Annotated in this window: 17 protein-coding genes; 4 read left to right on the plus strand and 13 right to left on the minus strand. The window is 34.3% G+C overall.

Annotation, left to right across the window (positions count from 1 at the left end):
• Positions 1 to 195: 195 nt before the first annotated feature.
• A complete protein-coding gene (locus NST74_RS24245; protein WP_341114844.1) occupies positions 196 to 1,734 on the plus strand; it encodes an alpha/beta fold hydrolase in 1,539 nt (512 codons plus the stop codon).
• Between the two features lie 16 nt (positions 1,735 to 1,750).
• On the opposite strand, the gene NST74_RS24250 is transcribed toward NST74_RS24245, so the two are convergent.
• The gene (locus NST74_RS24250; RefSeq protein WP_341114845.1) at positions 1,751 to 2,359 is read right to left on the minus strand and encodes a hypothetical protein; all 609 of its coding nucleotides are present in this window, start codon (positions 2,357 to 2,359) and stop codon (positions 1,751 to 1,753) included.
• A gap of 460 nt (positions 2,360 to 2,819) precedes the next feature.
• Here NST74_RS24250 and NST74_RS24255 point away from each other — a divergent pair, with 460 nt between their 5' ends.
• Together NST74_RS24255 and NST74_RS24260 are read left to right on the plus strand one after the other, a co-directional pair.
• Positions 2,820 to 3,704: a tyrosine-type recombinase/integrase gene (locus NST74_RS24255; RefSeq protein ID WP_341114847.1), complete on the plus strand. Its 885-nt coding sequence runs from the start codon at positions 2,820 to 2,822 to the stop codon at positions 3,702 to 3,704.
• Between the two features lie 26 nt (positions 3,705 to 3,730).
• Complete coding sequence (locus tag NST74_RS24260; protein WP_341114848.1) at positions 3,731 to 4,147, plus strand: type II toxin-antitoxin system PemK/MazF family toxin; 417 nt, start codon at positions 3,731 to 3,733, stop codon at positions 4,145 to 4,147.
• A gap of 108 nt (positions 4,148 to 4,255) precedes the next feature.
• Here NST74_RS24260 and NST74_RS24265 read toward each other — a convergent pair whose 3' ends face one another.
• From NST74_RS24265 to NST74_RS24295, 7 genes are all read right to left on the minus strand, one after another.
• Positions 4,256 to 5,023, minus strand: a complete 768-nt coding sequence (locus NST74_RS24265) for a hypothetical protein (protein WP_341114849.1) — start codon at positions 5,021 to 5,023, stop codon at positions 4,256 to 4,258.
• Positions 5,024 to 5,057: 34 nt separating this feature from the next.
• Complete coding sequence (locus NST74_RS24270; protein WP_341114850.1) at positions 5,058 to 5,936, minus strand: copper amine oxidase N-terminal domain-containing protein; 879 nt, start codon at positions 5,934 to 5,936, stop codon at positions 5,058 to 5,060.
• Positions 5,937 to 5,972: 36 nt separating this feature from the next.
• Positions 5,973 to 6,620, minus strand: coding sequence for a hypothetical protein (locus NST74_RS24275; protein ID WP_341114851.1), 648 nt, complete (start codon positions 6,618 to 6,620; stop codon positions 5,973 to 5,975).
• Positions 6,621 to 6,668: 48 nt separating this feature from the next.
• Positions 6,669 to 7,883, minus strand: coding sequence for a copper amine oxidase N-terminal domain-containing protein (locus NST74_RS24280; RefSeq protein ID WP_341114852.1), 1,215 nt, complete (start codon positions 7,881 to 7,883; stop codon positions 6,669 to 6,671).
• A gap of 36 nt (positions 7,884 to 7,919) precedes the next feature.
• The gene (locus tag NST74_RS24285; RefSeq protein ID WP_341114853.1) at positions 7,920 to 8,570 is read right to left on the minus strand and encodes a hypothetical protein; all 651 of its coding nucleotides are present in this window, start codon (positions 8,568 to 8,570) and stop codon (positions 7,920 to 7,922) included.
• A 14-nt stretch (positions 8,571 to 8,584) separates the two neighbouring features.
• Positions 8,585 to 9,493 (minus strand): hypothetical protein, encoded by a 909-nt coding sequence (locus tag NST74_RS24290; protein WP_341114854.1) that lies wholly within the window; start codon positions 9,491 to 9,493, stop codon positions 8,585 to 8,587.
• Between the two features lie 67 nt (positions 9,494 to 9,560).
• Positions 9,561 to 9,971: a hypothetical protein gene (locus NST74_RS24295; protein WP_341114855.1), complete on the minus strand. Its 411-nt coding sequence runs from the start codon at positions 9,969 to 9,971 to the stop codon at positions 9,561 to 9,563.
• A gap of 218 nt (positions 9,972 to 10,189) precedes the next feature.
• Here NST74_RS24295 and NST74_RS24300 point away from each other — a divergent pair, with 218 nt between their 5' ends.
• Entirely contained in the window at positions 10,190 to 10,435 is a 246-nt protein-coding gene (locus NST74_RS24300) for a helix-turn-helix domain-containing protein (protein ID WP_341114857.1), read from the plus strand.
• A gap of 575 nt (positions 10,436 to 11,010) precedes the next feature.
• Here NST74_RS24300 and NST74_RS24305 read toward each other — a convergent pair.
• The 5 genes from NST74_RS24305 to NST74_RS24325 are packed head-to-tail and all read right to left on the minus strand — an operon-like array spanning position 11,011 to position 16,992.
• Positions 11,011 to 11,805, minus strand: a complete 795-nt coding sequence (locus NST74_RS24305; protein ID WP_341114858.1) for an endonuclease NucS domain-containing protein — start codon at positions 11,803 to 11,805, stop codon at positions 11,011 to 11,013.
• Between the two features lie 16 nt (positions 11,806 to 11,821).
• Positions 11,822 to 13,309 (minus strand): LlaJI family restriction endonuclease, encoded by a 1,488-nt coding sequence (locus tag NST74_RS24310; RefSeq protein ID WP_341114859.1) that lies wholly within the window; start codon positions 13,307 to 13,309, stop codon positions 11,822 to 11,824.
• A 3-nt stretch (positions 13,310 to 13,312) separates the two neighbouring features.
• A complete protein-coding gene (locus NST74_RS24315; RefSeq protein WP_341114860.1) occupies positions 13,313 to 15,169 on the minus strand; it encodes an AAA family ATPase in 1,857 nt (618 codons plus the stop codon).
• A complete protein-coding gene (locus NST74_RS24320) occupies positions 15,138 to 16,244 on the minus strand; it encodes a DNA cytosine methyltransferase (protein ID WP_341114861.1) in 1,107 nt (368 codons plus the stop codon). Before NST74_RS24320 ends, NST74_RS24315 begins: the two co-directional genes overlap by 32 nt.
• Positions 16,234 to 16,992 (minus strand): DNA-methyltransferase, encoded by a 759-nt coding sequence (locus NST74_RS24325; protein WP_341114863.1) that lies wholly within the window; start codon positions 16,990 to 16,992, stop codon positions 16,234 to 16,236. The genes NST74_RS24320 and NST74_RS24325 overlap by 11 nt, the downstream gene beginning before the upstream one ends.
• Positions 16,993 to 17,012: the final 20 nt, after the last annotated feature.

Raw genomic sequence — 17,012 nt, forward strand, 5'->3', positions numbered from 1 at the left:
AATCTCCATTTCCTTTTTTATACCGTTGATATTTTCCCTTTTATATTTTCAAGTCCAAGTACTTCTGTGAAAAACACCCCTACAGACTGTCGATTTTTGTAGTATAATGGAAAAAACTTTGATCATTTTGTATTTATTTACTAAAAAGATGTATTCTTTTATCCTTATATTTCATGCGAACTGCGAGGCAAAAAAATGCCCTTTTTCATTAAAAATGGTGTTCGGCTCCATTACAATTTCCACAATGCTCATGAAGAAGGCATGGAGACAATTCTTCTGATTCACGGTACTGGTTTTGACTTAACATCATGGAGGTTGATTATTCCTTATTTTTCGCAACATTATCGCTTAGTTGCATATGATTTAAGGGGGCATGGTCTTAGTGATAAAGGTCCGGAAAAAATCAATAAAGAACTATTAACAGATGATGTTGCCTATTTACTTAATCAGCTAAAAATCAACCAAGTACATATTGTTGCACATGGCGCAGGAAGTATTATTGCGATTTTATTTGGAGCAATCTTTCCTGAGAGAGTGAAAACATATTCTTTACTCTCAATCCCTGTCTTTTCTTCAAATAAGACTTTAACTAAATTCGCTTCGTATCGTAGTCCTATGATAGAAGGCGTTACATCAACTCGGGCATTAGCTGAGCACGTTATTAGTAACGTCACTTTATATCCACAAGACAGTCCTGAGGTTCAAAGGCTTTATGAATCTTTTAATAAAATTTCACCACATACTTATTTTGAGTTTTGGGAACCATATTTGGATTTTCATCAAGAAATCTTTGATTTATTCAAAAAAAATAAAATCCCTACTCTCGTCCTAACTGGCGAGCTTGACCCTTTATACCCACCCTATTTGTCTAGCTTAATAACTATGCAAATCCGGAACTCCAGGTATATGCTAGTGTATGGTTCGTCTAACATGGTTTTTTATGACCAGCCTCTTGAAACTTTCAACAATATAAAACGCTTCTATGAATCACAGCAAGTTGTTGTCAGAAATGTAGATCCATTTTTAAAAGAGTTACATTCTGATTTTATTATAGATGTAGGAACAACCGAGGATTCTATAAATACAATAGAAGTACGTCTTTTAGATCAATTCAAAGTGTGCGTCAATGGAGAAGTTTTATTGTCTGGCTGGAACCAAAGAAACGCCAAAGCGTTAATTATTTACCTAGTCTTTAATAGATCAGTTACTAGAAGTCAAATTTGTGATGAACTTTGGAGTAATATCGATATTGTAAAAGCCAAAAACCAATTAAGAGTATATCTTACCCATTTAAGAAAAACCCTTAGAGACCACGAACATAATTTACTTATCATGGATAATGAACATATCCATTTAAATGCTGAAGTTAAATGTGATCTTATTGATTTCATACAAGAGTTAAATAGGGTTGAAAATGAAGGAGATTATAATCATAAAACTGCACTATGCGAGGCACTAATTAATAAAATCAGCCCGAATTATTTCCGCAATCTTTCAGATGATTGGATTCAATATTTAAGATCAAGTCTTGAAGATAGGGTAGATAAGCTCTGCAAAGAAGTGTCGAATTATTATCTTGAAAAAGATGATTGTATTAAAGCTACACTCTTTCTTGAAGCCACTTTAAAAATCCACCCAGATGAAGGGATTATAAGACAACTCATTCGATTGTACCAACAGAGAAACTTGACTAAAGATGTACTTCGTTTGGAGCAATTCCTTGAAATTCAATAACATAGCAATCGTTCTTTTACTCTTCTTCCGCGAAATCATAAGAAACAAGCTTATAATTATCATCTGTTCCTTTTCTAAAATCAGCGGATACTTCATATTTGTACTTATAAATTTCTTTAGTTTTCACGTCACTGATATCTACATCTAGAATTGCAGTATAGCTAAAATCAACAGTTCCATTATTAAGTACTTTTTCATCAGCAAATACAAGTTCGATGTTATCATAGGCGTATGGCTCTAAATGCTTTACGATTACATCGTAACCTCTATCTGCATAATAAAAAACTTCATTAGAGATGTTTTTCACTTCTTCTTTTGAATCAGCGCTATATATACTGAAATAAGTATTAACTTGATCTTGAGCAATTTCAATCATTTGTTGTTCTGTTAATGGATTTTCTGTAGCTGCTTCTTCTTTTAATTGTTGAAGTTCCTTACCATCTGAATCGAGGACTTCTTTTTCCTTTGCCCCATCTGTTATAACTGTCTTTTGATTGTCCGTAGTGTCTGAAACATTTACAACAGCTTTTTTCTCTTTAGCGCCATTATCGAATAGCCCTATACTAAATATGACTATAGTAATCACCACTATTACCGTTATTAACGCTAGAACTTTACGATTCATTTAAATCTCCCCCTTTTAATCTCAGTCATAGCAATATATCTCTTTCCTCAGAATGTTGAACTATATATTCTGCTATAATATTAACAAATCATACGTTACACTTACGCTACAGAGAAATGAACGAATTAAAAAAAAGTGAATTTCATATTCTGCTCAATCTCATATCATTCTTGTAATGCTAATTGTCCATTTATTATGTCAATTATTTTAATATGAACGGAAATATCAGATAGCAATGGAGGGTCACACCTCATTGCTTTTTTCATTTTATAGCCCCAATTACATCATTACTTGTTGTCCTCGATTTATTTTTCCGACTTTTAAACACTCGTCAGATAATTATTATTATGTGTCCTCTCTTTTTGAAAATTCTCTGTTTAATGCTAAAATTCAGCGTTACTGGACATATAAAAATAGGCTTTAACTCGCCAGATAAAACTGAAAAAGGAGTGGTTACTATATGAGTGAAGAACTTTTTAATTTGTTTGAGGAACATTTGGAGCTTCAAGACCGTAGTGATAAAACAATTAAAAGTTATATGAACACAATGAGAGATTTTAAAAAGTGGTTGCTAGAACAGAAGGAAATCTCAGATCTAAAAATTATTGCGTTTAGAGAGATAAAGAGTTATCGAGAATTCCTAATTCACAAATATTCTCCCGCATCGGTGAATCAAAAGCTCTGTGCAATCAAGCAATTTTATAGATTTTTGTTTGGACGTAAGATTATCAGCACTGACCCTAGTGAAACTATTAAGATACAAAAAATAAGCGACAATATCAAATCGCAATACTTGACCCGTGCTGAAGAACTAGCTGTTATGAATCGGGCAAAAATGATGGGAAAACGGGAGTTTTGCATCATCATGATTCTATTGAAACTTGGTCTTCGTCCAAGTGAGGTTGCGAAGCTTACTTTGAATTGCATCCATCTACAAGGAGACCCTACGTTAATAATTAAAAATAGCAAACGAAATAAATCCAGGTTTTTACCTATCCCACCAGACACAGTTCAGGCGATTAAAGACTGGTTATTCATTCGGAATCAATCTACGAAGATTTACCATCAAAGAAGCCAATATGTATTCACTTCACAAAGGGCAGAAAAAATGGGAGAACGCGCAATTCAGAGGGTTGTTGAGAAGATAGCTAAGAAAGAAAATATTAAACTCTACTGCACTAGGCTGCGATCTTCATTTGCTAATGATTTGTTACAAGAGACAAAAATACCAATTAGTATTCTCTCCACCTTAATGGGACATGAGAATGTAAGCACAACAGGTAGGTATCTGACAGCAAGTGAGCATGATGTAAGAAAGTATGTAAATAAATTAAGCGAACTATGAATCAAAAATGGAGAGGACTGAGTAACATGTTACATGTTATGGATAAGATACATCAACATATTGAAGAACACCAGGTACTACGTGGAGATTTATTTATGTGCAATTTGCCCTGCGAAAGTGGCTCAATACAAGCCAATTATCGTCCCGTAATAATTCTCCAGAATAATATCGGAAACCATTTTGCAACTACAACTATTGTTGCTCCTTTGTCAAAGAAGGGTAAGCAGCTTCCTACCCAAGTTAAACTTGAAAAGGGGGTCGGAGGGTTATTATGTACTTCCTACATTCTTTGTGAGCAAATACGTACAATAAACCAAAGCTGGCTTGATAAGTACATCGGTACGATTGATGTTAATTCTCAGTTTTTCAATTCTATATTCGAAGCCGTTATGGTTAGTTTAGGGTTTAACCTCAAGGGTAAAACAGATTCTATTAGAATATAAAGCCACCATCCTCTGGTGGCTTTTTTACGTTTCCATATTCATACTTATGTTTCCTGTACCTATATTTCCCTGAGCAGCTTTAATTTCTTTTCTCCATCTTTAGAACCTCTAAAAATTTATCGTTAGTTCCTTATCATTTTTTATTAATCCGACCTCTCCGGCAAGGTCAGAGATATACACGTTATCAATTACCAGCCCTTGCACTTCTCCCTTAACATCCTTAAAATTGTAAATAAAATCAACCTTTTCTCCTGAATCAATGGTAAAGGGATATGGATAAGGGCACTTATATTTTCCTTTGGTTGTTATAAGAAATATGGAAGAATTTAATGTCACAATAAGTTTTCTATCGGATAAATTATTTTCTATATAACCTTTAATACCCATTCCATTTACCGTAATCAGACTAGAAAAATTGCTTGCAGTTGCGTAATTACCATAGGTTGAATCTTTAAAAGTTACTGGTTCAGTATCTAATGGATCCTTGCAAATCACTAAACTATTATCAATCTTCCACGTAGAACCTTCTTTCACTAACATCATTGTATCAGTATTGTCAAAATCACCTGTCATGCTTGTTCCCCATAAATTAATACTTGCGTATTTATGAGTCTCATCGTATTCAAGCATTTCCGAAACCTTAAATCCTTTTATATCAACCGAGTTCACAGAATAACTCTTTTGGTATCCAACCACAATATCGTCGGATGATTGCCCATAATTCGTTATATCAACAAGATACCCCTTTGCATCATCAAAGTTGCCACTTTGAAGTGCTTTGTAAAATCCCTCTATAACCTGCTCTGGGCTCTTATTACTTCCACAGGCAACAAGTATCAGCGAAGTAACAAGAAAAACAATAACTGACTTTCTCATTGTAGTACCTCCATTACGTATCAAAGAATATAGATCACAAATTATTAAGATTTGTTATGCCTTTATTGGATACTTTATAAACTTTCCACACTCCATTTTCTTTAACAAGAGTAGTATCTAGTAGAATTCTCATATGGACTTCCAGGTATCTCTCTTCTCCAACTACGGTATAAGCAACCGCATATCTTTTCACAATTCTAGAAACAAGAGCAGATGCCTTAGTTCCATTAATTGATATATCCGTAACATTTTCCAAAGAGTATTCGTTACTATACATCTCCAAATTGACTTGTAATTCTTCCTTAGTTTCAGTGGGTTTGTAAGTGATACTTAATGCTCCAGCAGCATCCTTATTGTTTAAATAATCAATCTGCTTTTGAAGTACCTCTTTTATTGCATCCTCATCTGTTTTAACATCAGTTGCTGCGGGATTTAAATTATACTGAATATTATTCTTTGCCTGTACAGTAATCGAGTGATTTTTTTGGTCCCATAGAACAGTTGTGTTTAAATTCTCACTGATAAAACGTAATGGGACAAATGTAGTGCCATTAACAGTTAAAGCAGGCGATTCTAAAGATTCAGTGTAATTATTCACTATAACGCTTTTAGAATTGATTGTTAGAACGATTGTTTTGTTATCTTTAACAATGGTAACTCGCTGAGTTTTTTGATCCCATTTAACCTCTGCCTTTAAACGCTCGGATATAAAACGTATAGGCACATACGTAGTAGCTTCTTTAATAAAAGGTGGCTGCAAAAGCTGTTCATTCTGAACATCATTAATCACAACTGTTTTATTACCAATTTGCAATTTCACTTTTACTGAATCACTAGCTGCTGATACAGGATACGTAACAGTGGATAATAATAATGGAGATAACAACACCGCTGAAATTAGCTTTTTCTTCAAATGAGCACCTCTTCTTAAATTACAAAATCGGATGGACTACTTTATGGTAGTAGGATCAAAGTTTATAACTTTATAAGTTCCATCAGTAGCCTTCATAAAATCTATCGTTATTTTTTGTGTAAAAGAATCAACTGACTTGGTCTTAATATTATCTGCAGAAACAGTGACCATACCTACATATGTAAATGTATCCCTACCATTTTTAGTGGTATTTTCTTGTTTGAATTCTAATTTTAAATTTTTGTTAACACCAGGTTCATATCTTGTTTTAGCATGTTCTAAAGAGTCATCATTATAATAATAGTAAAATTTCTTTGCTAAAACCTTAAGCTCTTCCTCACTATCAACTATACTGAATGAGAAATAATTTTGAATTTGTTCTTGAGAAATCTTAAACATTTCTTCTTCAGTCAATGGGTTCTCTTTACCAGCTTCCTCTTTAAGCTGTTGAATTTCCTTAACACCCTCTGAAACGAAAGTCTTGTCATCTTTAACTTCAACTGATTCAACAATCTCTTCTTTGTTATCATTCACTGGCACAACGACCTCTTGCTGTTCCGTGGCTTCTGGAACATTGATAACTACTTTCTTGTCTTTATCTCCATCATTAAATCCTCTGACGCTAAATAGGACTACCAAAATCACCGCTATCACACCAATTACTCCCAGAACTTTACGATTCATTTGAAAATCCCCCAATTGTATTTATGGTATTTGAGAGTAGAACTTGGATTAAGGATTTAAGATCCTCTCCGATTTTTCTGATATGACTCCCGAAATCTTCCAACCATCATTGAATTTTTTATATTCTATAACAGAAGTTTTTTTATCAATAAATTCAAAGGAACTCGGGTTAGTATCATTAATTTTTTTATATAAAACTACAATTTCTGCCTTTGCATAATCAGTTGTATTCTCCAATAAATCAAAGCCTATCATTTCGAATTTGAAATTATCGGTTGCAAATTGTGTTGCCCAATCATTGTTATTCAATATGTATTCAGGGTCGATTGTTGATAGTATACTTGGAATATGCCCACTTTCACGAAATTGCAAATGCTTTGATTGCAGATTGTAAATACGAAGTATTCGGTCGTTTTCCTCTTCCATTGGTATCTGCACCGTATTTATTGGAGTAAATATCCCAATTTTCCACTCATTATTAATTTTTGAAAAACTGATAGTAAATATATTCTTAAGTTTCATTGCCACGTACAGTGGGTCGCCATTTAGCCTTAACTTCTGATCTGTAATTCTAACTACTTTTGCAGTTGCCTGGTTGCCTGATATATTAATATCTTCTATACTTTCAATGGTTTGTTTGAACTTATTTTCGGCAAAATGCGCCGTTAATTGTGCCTCTGTTTCTTTGATTATTACGTATGTACTCATAAACCCACGAACGTCTTTATTTGTATAATAGTCATTGTTTGCATTTATAAGATTTTTAATTTGTTCCACATCACTTATCTTTACAGTGGGATTTGAACTAATAACTTCCTCATTAACAGTCTTGGTTGATGATGTAATATCGACAGCATTCTTTTCAGGTACCCATTTAACAACTGAATCCAATGCTTCTCCAACAAACCTCAAAGGAACCATAGTGTTGCCCTTTATTAATTGAGGAGCTACATTTAACGTAACTGTTTTATTATTTATACTTGCAGTCGTAGAGTTGATGGCTAGAACGATTTGTGTTGAGCCTAGATTTGCAGTTACTTGTTGTTTAGGAGCATCCCACTTTATCGTAGCCTGAAACTTCTCAAAGATATCCCTCATGGGGACAAGAACTGAACCATTAACATTTGCCGGGGCAGTTTTAAACTGTTGGATCTCACCGTTAATAATAATATTAATATTCTTAGTTTCTGCATTCACTGTCGTGTTAGGAGCGTTTATGAAAATCAAACCAATTAAGATGCATATAGTTACTATCTTTTTCAAGAGATTCACCCCTCTACTTTTATATATTTATAATTATTAATTTTTCACACTATAAAAATCTTGAGAAACTATTTTGTAATCTCCGTTCTCCCCTTTCATTAGGTCAATTGTCATATGTTGTTTAAATGCATCAATAGCATTTGTTATAATATTTTCAGTAGATGATTCGACTATCCCTACATAAGTAAAAGTATCTTTGCCATTTTTAGTCACTGTTTCTTCTTCAAAAGCTAGTTTTAAATTTCTATTAGTATTAGGCTCATAATATGTTTTAGCATTTTTTAAAGAATCTTCATTATAGTAATAGTAAAATTTCTTTGCTAAGACCTTAAGTTCTTCCTCACTATCAACAACACTGAATGAGTAAAAATTTACAACCTGTTCTTGTGCAATCTTTATCATTTCTTCTTCAGTCAATGGGTTTTCTTTACCAGCTTCTTCTTTAAGTTGTTGAATCTCCTCAACACCCGTTGAAACGAAAGCCTCGTCCTCTTTAACTTCTTCTGATTCAGCAATCTCTTCGTTACCATCCGCTGATGGAACAGCCTCTCGCTGTTCCGTAGCTTCTGGAACACTGAGAACTACATCCTTCTCCCTATCTCCATCATTAAACAACCCTATGACATTAAATACGACTACTAAAATCACCGCTAATACTGCAATTAATCCCACAACTTTACGATTCAAAGAATAACCTCCCTTTATTCTGGTTTGTTAAAGAGTGATTTTTGCTTTTCAGTCAGAATGTCACTTAAATCATTAATTCCATTATCAACAAGGAAAATCGGATCGTGATGTGCTAAATTCCATGTTGGATTTGAAAATTGCGCAAATAGCTCATAAACAAACAATTCAGGAGTATTATTATACATATAAATTATTGGAAATCTGTACATTGTAGTAGTGCTAAATCCATAAATGTTATAAACATAATCTGCTTTTTTAATAAACATATGTTCATTTACAATACCTTTTTTACCTGCAAAATAAATATCTAGAAACTCATCAGAAACATTTTGATCAAGCACTTGATATGTTTTAAGAATTTGTTCAAATTTAAAGTCTTCTTTAATTGTTTGATGTGCCATACCCAAAGAAGTTAGGCTATATACTTGTTTTGTTTTTGTGTTTAACAAATCAACTTGATACTCAAAAGAAGTAAAGTTGTTATTTTTATAATTGAGTGCTTCTGTATAATAAACAGTAAAATCACTATTAAGGACAAATTTACGTCCAAAAAAATATTTTATGATTTGACCATTCTCTCTAATTGTCATACTGTGAGTTTGAGGAGCTTTTTCATATGTTTTAACCTTACCATCATAGTCTTTTTTTCCGTCTGTTACTTTATAGTAGGTTATGTCTGCTTTAGTAGAGAGATTATAAGATTTCTTATTAGTATTCACCTTAATCTCATTCTGAACATACTCCTGACCTTCCAACTTTAAAGCATCTACATTTGATAGGTAAGTATCGCTTAATATCTTCAAGTATTCTCCTGCTGTGACTTCTTTATTACCTTCACTTGCAAATGCAGAAAGAGCCATACTATTAATAAATAGAAGAAAAATTAGTGAGAGCTTTACTATTCGATTTACTTGATTGCGCATATTATTTCCTCCTTGAGTTGCCTTATAATTTTGTTAGCTTCTCACCATATTTATATTTCCGCTTCTTTTAAAAATTATTGCCATTATTATTGGAGTCGCCCCCAAAACCCCCTCCAAATAAGTTGTTATTCGAATTATTCGAGAAAAAATCCATTTGGTCATCCACACTCGATCCATTCTTTATTCCATGATAGTCACGATCAATTACTAAATCATTACCTGGGTTTATATAGGGATTTGTCAGATCCGCCAACTCATTTTGTGAGATTATTTTTTGTTCTACCAAGTGACTTTGTAGTGTCAAATAATCCATATGCTGCATATAAGAGAACTCCTCCATATCCAATGATTTATTAGTTTGTAGCCAATGAAGCAGCTGTTGTTTATTATCTAGGTTTGTAGATGGATCATCTGCTCCGTATACTTTCAAGACAACTCCAATTAATACTGCTGATACTATTAAAATAACAATCACCATGATATACACCCTTTCATTCGAATTCGACAAAATAGAGGTATAATTACCTACCTTGCTGTAATCTTAACAAAATAAGCGCTACACTTACGCTACAGTGCTCATTTCATATATTTCCCTGTAACACTAACACAATTCGACTTTTGTAGGCAATAGCCTACGGAAATTATTATATTTAACCTCTACCATTTAATTAATCGTATATGGTAGGGGTTGTTTATTTGGATAAACGCACAGAGTTGCTCGCCTTTGGTAAAGCTCTTAAACGCATTCGGAAAGAGAATAAATATACACAAGATGAACTATCTCTTTATAGTCGAGTGGATAGGTCATTTATTTCCGAATTAGAAAATGGAGAGAAATCCGCTACATTTTTGACTATTGTTGCACTGACAAAAGCTTTACACATTCCTGTTTCTAAGTTCATGGTAGAGTATGAACGAGAGATTCGTGAGTTTGAGAATTAAGATACGGATGTTCTTAACGATTTTACTGTGATTATTTTGAAGTGCAAACCCTTATTTCAACGTGAGACAAATCAAAAAACCTTCAAGAGTGTTGTAAGATAAAGAGATAACATTGAATTTTACGCTGGCAACCAGAGTGAGCTCCCGACAAAAAAAGATGAACTCTTTCAAATGAGATTGTCAGTAGTTCCGATAAAGCGAGGTATTGGAACAGGTTGGAAATAGGGAGGATGACAGCTTTTGATAGTCGCTACCGTTAACTGGTTACTGTCTACTTTATCGGAGGTACCTTGAACCAAGGTACCTTACAGGTATATTAAAGAAAACTTTATTTGAATCAAGAAATTTTTATTGAAATCCTGATTTTTTTCTTTTACTGCACTATATCAATAGATGTTTTTAATATAAGTTAAAAAAGCCCTATAAGGGCTTTGAAGGCTGTCGAGAACCCCCTTGTTTTTTACAGGGGGGTTAAAATTTCCTTTGCTTATAAAGTAGAGTTCTCAGATCGTTTTAAATCAATTTTTGTTTTAAAAGATGAGTACTCCCCATATAAAAATTTATATTACTTTTAACTAAACTTGTTGTATAGAAAATTTCACCTGGTATTCAAATAAAGAAATTCCAGGAACAACCGAAGCTGCATATTTGAGCTTATCATCGACATTCTTGGCAACAATAACTCCGCTAACTCCTTTATCGACTGCTATATTTTTTTTAACCCATCCCATATAGCGAGCTATCTGTCCCATAGCTCTGTCGGGTCCCCTGCCCAGCTTCAGTTCAAAGACAACAAAATCACCATTTTGGTCTCTACATAAAATATCAATGAGTCCAACTTCAGTAGGATACTCAACTCCATCGCGGGAGTTCTCATCAACGAATAACTTTAATTTCATTCCATTAACATTAATAGAAGAGATGTTCTGTACTATAAAATCACGTAGTTGGGCTTCCAATGGAAACAGCATTCCTCCATCCTGTTCCTCATTGGGGTCACTTTGAATACCTATTGGTGAATCAATGACGTCTTCATCCAACTGCTGCTTCACGACAAGCTTACCAAAACCAGATTTGGCTATTTCCCACACACCATGCTCTTCCCGATTATATAAAACTACTTGTCCACGACCGACTGTAAATAAGAAATCATACTTAGTACTAGCAATTCTTGGTCTCTTATTTTCCGGATAATGAATTCTTGATGGTTGGTTAACTGTACATACAATAATTTGAGCATTTATTGTATTTTCATTTATATCGCTATATGTCTTTCTAATATACTCTTTTATTTCCTGATAAGTAATTTTTACATTTGGGTTCTTTTCAGCCGCTTCTTTAATCATTTGCCAGATAAATGGTTTGCTCATGATGATGACCCCCTATCTATAAAAATGGAAAGACTGCATTTATATCAATTTTCCTACCCGCTAGATACCATTTGAACATTTTTTGTGCAGGAAGCTTTACAACCGAAATATCACGTAAAGCAGGCGCAGACATGCTACTTAACACGCCCAATTCAGCAGTACCCAAGTACTCGCCTGTATCTTCTTCAGTTGGAAGTAAAAAAGCATTTTGAATTCTTGTAAAGTTATGCGCGTTAATAAAATCATTGTATGCCAGTTGATACAAGTACTGTTTTGTAATATCCCCAATGCCTGGCTGACCAGCTACTCTTCTCTCATTTAAGTGAATGTTATAATATTTAGCATCAAAAATACCAAAACATTCTTCACCATCTTTCGAGAAAAAGCTAATTATATCTGGGATTAAAGTTTCTTCTACACGGTGTGATTTTATTAATCTACCGTCCTCAATGCGATTCCATCTCGGTTTCTCAATTAAACCTAAAAGGGTATTATCCTTTTCATCAAAGTATTGTTCCGCAAGAGGTTGTGGCAACGAAAGATGTTTAAGCTTAGTGTTTATTAGATTATTAAAAACTTCGGAACAAACCTTCTCCCATACAAGATTAAAACTATTTGTTCCAAACAAGCTAAGTCCATTTTCTTGTTCATATAACTTTCCTTGTGAAATATAATTGTACATGGTTTTAAGAACTATCTGTTTTCGGCTTTGAAATTGAACTGTAAGTTCTCTTGATAGGCGATACAAAATGTAATCTTCATCACCGAAATCTGATAGTTCTCCATCGTAAAGTATAACTTCCTCTATATCAAATAACTCTGTTAAACCAAGTTCTTTAAGCTTTATAAAGCATTGTGTGATTATACATGTATGTAGTTGTTTAAAATAATCCAATTCATCTTCTAAAGAGCCATGCGTATAAAGTTCAGCATAGATAGTTTTATTATTACTCAATAATGGATAAGTCTCTCCGATAGTTTTGTCCCAATTGATTTCACCTTCTCCGTTAAGCTCATTAATCTCAATGGGGTTTGAATACGTGCCGTATTCAGCATAGTCATCAATAAAGAAAAGTGTAATTGCCAATAAATTAAATTCAGCACTCTCATCATCACCGCTTGCCGAAATCAAAAGCTGTTCTCTAGAATTATACCGTCTCAACACTTGTAAAATTTGTTGCATTTTATCCAGAGGGATATTTACATCAGAAAAGTATTTTGGGTAACATTTGATTACATAGTTCCCTATGTTAATAACCCCAATAAAATCAAATATAAAGAAACTATTTTTATCCTTATAATTCACATCTAGTATCTCTGTGTCAGTATCCTCTACAATTTCATCAGCTCTAGACGTCTTCTTTGACTTTTCTTTAACAATACTAAGTGATTTTAATTTTCTAATTAAGGTAATAGCTTCTTCTTCTTTTATCTGCAAGAGAGAAGCTATTTCGTCACCTGAGTACCTTCTGAGCTCTTTAAAAAAAGCTGACCTCATCACCATCACCTATGCTTCCTCATCCTCCTCAGATTCTCGTTGCCCTTCATCTTGTAGATTAAAACCGAAAATTTCCTCACCCATTTCATCATAAGCCATACATACATTTGAATAGGTACTAGCATCGCAACCACTAAAGACCACTTTTCGATGTTGCTTTGCTGCATCTTCAAATAAATACATCAATAGCTTGCTTTTAAACATCTCATTGAATTTTTCATCACTTACTAGTGCAGATAATCCTAAAAAGAATGGACCGATTAGCTTGTCTTCGTTCACTTTACATGACTTTAAAAGTAGAGAATTTATCTCTCTTCTTAAGGTGTCCCACGAAACGTGTTTTCCGTTTGGAAGTGTAACATTGTAAGCTTGTATAGCATCACTTCCATCATTTATCCCTATGTATTCGAACTCCCATCTTCTCTTGAATGCAGTGTCCATTGGAAATACACCTTGGTCAGCACTATTCATAGTAGCCCATATATACATGTTACTAGGTATGACAATTTTTTGATATTTATCAATCATGTTCTTTTTTTCCGTCTCTTCTTCACAAGAAAGAAAATTCGGTTCAAGTTCTGAAGCTAAGAAGGCTCGCATGTCTTCACTTGTTTCAATAGGATATTGACTATCTCCATCAAGTCTATCTAATAACTGAAAAACATCACCGAATACCGCGGCTACATTAGCTCTATTAATTTCTTCAATTATCAGAAGCTGCGGTGTGCCATTTTTGATAGCTTTAACGAGCGTTCTGGTAAATGGACCTGGAACAAACTTGTATGTAATTTCTCTGTCCATCGGAACTGGTTTATACGTGCCGACAAACTGACCGTATGAGTAATTCGGATGGAATGTAACTCGCTCGTAATTCTCTGTAAAGTGAGCTTTTTCTCTCTCCAACGTGTAGCTTTTACCAGTACCAGGAGCACCGAATAAAATTCTATTATACGGAAGATTCAAAGGACTGTGTTCATCTGCTGGAGTAGTGTCAGCCACTACTTCGTTTTCTCTTACAATCACTTTAAAGTTACATAAACTAAGGTACGCTGAAACACGTTTTTGATATTCTGACAAATCACCTAATTCTCTGTTACCTTTAAGCCTTACATTTCCTTGGCTGTAACTCAGAAATTCATTTAACCCTTCAGACAATGCAGACTTAAGTATCCTTAATGAACCTTTTGATTCGAGTTCTCCGTTTATATCGATTGTACCGTTTCCTTCTACAATCTTTTTATATACTCCGTTAAGGTTAAACAGAACATCCGTTCCATCTGCTGTGAGTTTGTAGATTGCCTCCTCAGAGAGCAACATCAAAATTTTTATTAACTTCTCCTCGAATTCATCTTCAATCTCAATATCGAAGCCAGTAGCCCAATTAAAAAGAATAGGAATATATTTATCCTGATTTCCTGTAACTAAAATGTCGATTAAGTCAATATTCTTTGTAAATGTAATCTGCTTTTCATATCGAATACCACCAGTTCTTTCCGCACTAAAAGCTCTTTGTTCAATAAAAGTTACTTTCGCCAATCTCCATATCAGTTCAAAAGCAACAATTAAAGCTTCAATTTGCGACCTAAAGAGCTGATTTTCATTAATTTTACTTATAAATGCATCGTCAGAAATACCAAGTGAATTATAAGTAGGGCGAAGAAATTCTTTTAACGCGGCAGCGGTATCATTACTTATTTGTATAACGTTTCCATTGGCTTGAGAGTAATGGAGTTCTGTTACTTCACCCGAGCTTTTCCAAAGAAGGTAGGTAAGGGCAATTGTTTCCCTTACCTTTGACAAAGACGACTTGATACCTAATTTCAAATCTATTTCCCTATGATCTTGTAAATTCTCTGGAGTTGCCATTTAATAAACCCTCCTGATTTTTTCTAATGTCCTCTAGTATTACTTCTGCAATGGACTTTGCTAATAGCGGTGGAACTGCATTCCCAACTTGCTTCATTTGCGATCCTTTAGTCCCAGTGAATTTAAAAGTATCTGGAAATGATTGTATCCTTGCAGCTTCTCTAACTGTAATAGCTCTATTTAGAAACGGATGCGTAAATTTACCAGAAGATGGAGTGTCAAATCTGGTTGTAATTGTAACTGAAACATCTTCCTTTCTCATCCTTGTCCATGTACCGCTATAAATAGATTTAGTCAAATGTTCTTGCGGCAATACTTCCTTACCACTGTTGGGTGGAATTAAATTTAATCTCTCCAAAGCAAGAGATGAATGATTTGTAGCCACATGATTAGTTAGAATCTTACTTCCTGCCCTTAGCATTGACTGGTACTCACTCTGGGCAGCATACCTATATTCTTGTTCTTTAGAACCTTCTCCTGATTTCAAATAAGCCAAGTCACTTATCGCGTCCCATATTGACACAGTATAACCTACTGGCTCTGGAAGCTGAGGAGCTGCTCCATTCAACTTCCCAATTATTACAGCTCGTCTCCTGCTCTGTGGAACCCCATAATCTGCTGCATTCAGAACACCCGATGTCAATGAATACTCAATATTTCCAAACAGTTCAATAATTTCATTTTTAAAAAAACTATTTTCGGAAGTGAGTAAGTTAGGAACGTTCTCCATTACGAAGTACTCAGGACGAACTAAGCTCACAACATCAAAAAAGTATTTAAACAAAAAATTACGTTCATCATTAATTGTTTTCCTCTGCCCTTTTTGAGAAAAACCCTGACATGGGGGACCACCTATAACTATATCAATGGTTCCTTTATATTTTCCAAATGTATCTGTAAGTGGTAAATCTGTAATATCTGCAACCAGCATATTAGTTTCTTTCCTGTTTTTAACATAGGCGGACGCAATGGACTTATCATATTCGTTTGCCAAGACCACCTCACATCCAGCCAATTCAAAACCCAGAGACATCCCACCTACACCAGCAAATAAATCAATTACCTTAGGTTTCATAAACTTTTGTCTCCTTAATTCGTTCAGTTGCATTTTGAAAATACTCTTTATTCAATTCAATACCAATGAACTTTCTGCGATTTCTTTTTGCAACTACACCAGTACTTCCACTACCCATAAATGGGTCTAATACAGTCTCCCCTTCATTAGATAGGAGATGAATAAATTGCTGCAATAACTGCTCTGGTTTTTGAGTCGGATGTTTACCAAATCTTCTCTCTGTCCCAGGAGTAACTGACGTTTCAAAAAAGTCATGTACCGCTTTTCCAGCATTGTTAAAAGTTCCTGTTTTTTTCTTGTATGTGAAATAAACCCAAGCTTCAGTTGAGTTCACAAAATGTAAATTCATATTTCTTGGCATCGGATTATGTTTGTGCCATATCCCTGTAGTCTTGTAATACAAACCATTTTGTTCGGCTAATCGTATTAACGTTTCTACTTTAATCACTGACATAAAGACGATCATAGCCCCGCCTTTTTTTAACAATCTGGTCGATTCAGCGAAAAAATTATTCATCGAGGCTTCCCAGTCAGCGAAACCTAAGTCATCCCAACCAGCCGCACCAAAGAAGTTATCTCGCATCTTTTTAAGATTGGTATCCCTATCTTTCATAAATAAGCCTAAATTGTAAGGCGGGTCAGTCAATATCAATTCAACGGACTCAGAACGAAGTTTACTCATACTATCAATGCAATCCTCATTAAACAATAAAACATTGCTTTCTAAATTTGATAAAGTCTCAGACATTCAGCAATTTCCTCCTAAGT

Source organism: Paenibacillus sp. FSL F4-0125, assembly GCF_038008565.1.
Classification (GTDB): Bacteria; Bacillota; Bacilli; order Paenibacillales; family Paenibacillaceae; genus Paenibacillus_AQ.